At 37.3% G+C, this 2,647-nt stretch carries 3 protein-coding genes; 1 reads left to right on the top strand and 2 read right to left on the bottom strand.

Features of this window, described 5'->3' with window-relative positions; genetic code table 11:
* Both dnaX and AC22ZQ_RS14015 read right to left on the bottom strand, forming a co-directional pair.
* Window positions 1-697: DNA polymerase III subunit gamma/tau (dnaX, locus tag AC22ZQ_RS14020; RefSeq protein ID WP_318959387.1), on the bottom strand; the 697-nt coding region annotated here is incomplete at its 3' end.
* Window positions 698-763: 66 nt separating this feature from the next.
* On the bottom strand, window positions 764-1,873 hold the full coding sequence (locus tag AC22ZQ_RS14015) for a hypothetical protein (protein ID WP_318959386.1): 1,110 nt from the start codon (window positions 1,871-1,873) through the stop codon (window positions 764-766).
* A 141-nt stretch (window positions 1,874-2,014) separates the two neighbouring features.
* On the opposite strand from AC22ZQ_RS14015, the gene AC22ZQ_RS14010 reads away from it, so the two are divergent.
* The coding region (locus AC22ZQ_RS14010) for an ion transporter (RefSeq protein WP_318959385.1) at window positions 2,015-2,647 on the top strand (633 nt) is incomplete at its 3' end.

Here is a 2,647-nt window from a genome sequence, read left to right as displayed (position 1 = left end):
TGTTCCCTACAAAAGTTACAATCTGATCGAATATAGACAAGGCATCACGTAAAGCTCCATCCGCTTTTTGCGCAATTAAATGCAAAGCTTCTGGGTCGGCAGTGATGTTTTCTTTTACCGCAATTCCAGCCAAATGATCGGCAATGTCCTTTACTTGAATCCTGTTGAAATCAAAAATCTGACAACGCGATAAAATGGTTGGGATAATTTTGTGTTTCTCCGTAGTTGCTAAAATGAAAATAGCATGCTTTGGAGGCTCCTCTAATGTTTTAAGGAAAGCATTGAATGCTGAAGTCGTTAACATGTGGACCTCATCAATGATGTATACCTTATGTGTTCCCAATTGAGGAGCAACTCTTACTTGGTCGATCAGGTTACGGATGTCTTCCACAGAGTTGTTAGAAGCAGCATCTAATTCGTAAACGTTTAAAGATTGACCTTCATTGAAAGAATTACATGAGTCACAATTGTCACAAGCTTCAACTTCTGAAGAACGGTTGAAACAGTTAATTGTTTTTGCTAAGATTCGTGCGGTAGTTGTTTTACCAACTCCTCGCGATCCACAGAACAAGAAAGCCTGAGCCAAGTGCTCATTCTTAATCGCATTCTTCAATGTAGTAGTGATGGACTTCTGTCCAACTACCGAGTCGAAAGTCTGCGGTCTGTATTTTCTAGCTGAAACTATGTAATCGCTCATGGAGCCACAAAAATAAAAATAAAATTCATCTAAGTTACCTCTGTTGATAAAGGCTGAAAAGAAATTTTATTTACGACGTCTTTTTCTTTTCCCCTTCCCAAGGTTACCGTATTGAACACCACCGAATTCTTCCTCTTTCTGAGGTTTAACTTTTTCTTCTTTTTTCGACTTCGGAGTGTTTTCATTCTTCTCATTGTATTCCTCTTCTGGAACCGTTTGAGCTTCGTGAGAACCATTTTGTACGGGAGTATTGCCACCGTCAGGAGAATTCCATTTTTTACGAACAACCTCTTCTACTATTGTATCGTTTTTGGCGTCGTAGCGAGAGATTTTAAGTTTGTTAGATTCTTCGGCGTTGGTTGCGATGATGTCTGTTTCTAAAACCCATACCTCATCTACAAACTTGTAAGCGTCGTAGGACATGTCTGGGACGTAATACTCTCTGAAATCTTTCATGGTAGGAGACTCCGGAGATAAGTGATCAAAAACAATTTTTCTTCTTCTTTCATCATAACGCAAAGTCATGGTAGCTTTTTTAGAATGCTCCATGAAAACACGCTTTTCTAACCCTTCTTCTGTTTCAAATAAAGGGTAACCCAGATTCAGTTTTCTACCGTTAAAATAGAGTACATCTAGTAATTTAATGTGCGAAAAAGAGTTGTTTAAGTCATATCCTAATAGGGTGTAATAGGTTTTGCGCCCTTTGGTAACTTCAACAATATCGTAGTATAAGGCACCATACCAATTGTTTTCGTCCAAGGTCTCTTTAGGGAACATCGGAAGCATTACAGAATTATCTTTCAAATCGTAAATCTCATGTTCATCCCTTCTTTTTTTCTTTTTCAGAATAATACAATTGTAGATGTTTTGATCTGGGTTGAGTTGAACGTTCCAACTAAAGACCCTTACTTGTCCATCATTAGAAGTCACTTTACCTACCGTAGTAAGCATAGAAAAAGGGTAGTCAAAGGCTACTTTATTATCTAAGAATTTTAAAAATTCAGCTTTGAAAGAGTCGTTGTATTTAGGAAGCAAAGCTTCGTCCTTTATTGATCGTAATTGGTCCAATCTTCTTTTTAAAACTCTTTCATCCATCAAGTTGTTAGCTTGCTGTCCAAACAACTCTGCAGAAAGGCTCAAGAAAAGTATTCCTAAGATAAATATAGATTTCAGCATGTTTCTCATATTCATATCAACGCAAAATTAATAGAAATGTTTTGTGTGACCACTTATACATCAGATAGAACTACGCTATGTTGAGAAAGTTACCTTTCTATTCCTTCTTTCTTTTCATATTCTTTGATTAAATTAGCCAACGTGAGAAACAAAAGAGAAGTGGCTAAAAACGATTGGCGTGCAAAAGTGCATGAGGTGATTTACGAGGCGGATACACCGGCTGGAAAAATGTTCGATGTACTTTTGTTGATTGCTATTCTTTTGAGTGTTTTGGTGGTGATGCTGGAAAGTGTTGTCTGGATCAATGAGAAATTAGAATGGCTTTTTCAACCCTTGGAATGGGTACTCACTATATTGTTTACCCTAGAATATGTGCTTAGGATAGTTTGTATTCGCAAGCCGCTGTCTTACATCTTTTCCTTTTATGGAATTATAGATTTACTGTCCTTACTCCCAACATATATTAGCGTATTCTTTACAGGAACACATTCTCTTGCGGTAATTCGATCTATACGATTGCTTCGCGTTTTTAGGATTTTTAAATTGGCACACTTCCTTACCGAAGCCACAACAATTATGAAAGCCCTGCGCAATAGTCGTTACAAGATTTCCGTTTTTATGATGGGTGTATTGATGATTGTAATTATCATGGGTACAATCATGTATTTAGTGGAAGGAGGGCCAGATTCTAATTTTGATTCCATTCCAAGAAGTATTTATTGGGCTATTATCACCTTAACAACAGTAGGGTATGGAGATATTTCTCCGGTTACG

This window comes from Lishizhenia sp., assembly GCF_057456495.1.
The sequence above is the reverse complement of the archived record's forward strand: the minus strand, read 5'-3'. Positions and strand labels throughout refer to the sequence as shown.

Bases quoted from the DNA above. Each gene is read 5' to 3' on its own strand.
- AC22ZQ_RS14015 (WP_318959386.1), bottom strand. From the start codon at position 1,873: ATGCTGAAATCTATATTTATCTTAGGAATACTTTTCTTGAGCCTTTCT.